The organism is Vibrio sp. 1562 (genome assembly GCF_033340155.1).
Taxonomy (GTDB): Bacteria; Pseudomonadota; Gammaproteobacteria; order Enterobacterales; family Vibrionaceae; genus Vibrio; species Vibrio alginolyticus.
This window is the reverse complement of the sequence record NZ_JAWOVY010000693.1, coordinates 1-540: the sequence shown is the minus strand read 5'-3', so window position 1 is coordinate 540 and position 540 is coordinate 1. Positions and strand designations below refer to the sequence as shown.

Genomic DNA, 540 nt, shown 5'->3' with positions numbered 1-540 from the left:
CTGTTTCTCGTCTCAACGCAGAAGTTCGTTTACTCCTTGAAAACGAAATGGGGATCGTTTGGCTTGTCGGAGAGATATCCAACTTCTCTGCTCCTGTTTCCGGTCACTGGTACCTCACCCTTAAAGATTCTCGTGCTCAAGTAAAATGTGCCATGTTCCGTGGTAACAATCGTCGCGTTACTTTCAAACCTGCAAACGGCAATCAAGTTTTAGTTAAAGCCCGTCTGTCTCTTTATGAGCCACGTGGTGACTACCAATTGATCATCGAAAGCATGCAGCCTGAAGGCGATGGTCGCCTACAACAAGAGTTTGAAGAGCTTAAGATGAAGTTGGCAGCGGAAGGTTTGTTCGCTCAAACCAACAAACTGCCACTACCAGAGCATCCAAAGCGTGTTGGTATCATCACTTCTAAAACAGGTGCTGCGCTTTACGACATATTGGACGTTTTAAAACGCCGTGATCCTTCCCTACCCGTGGTGATTTATCCGACCATGGTCCAAGGTGATGACGCAGCCATTCAAATTGCCCAAGCAATCGGTC

At 47.0% G+C, this 540-nt stretch carries 1 protein-coding gene; it reads left to right on the top strand.

Features of this window, described 5'->3' with window-relative positions; translation table 11 throughout:
• A partial coding sequence (gene xseA, locus R7Z49_RS27130; RefSeq protein ID WP_318112768.1) for an exodeoxyribonuclease VII large subunit occupies positions 1 to 540 on the top strand: 540 nt, incomplete at both ends.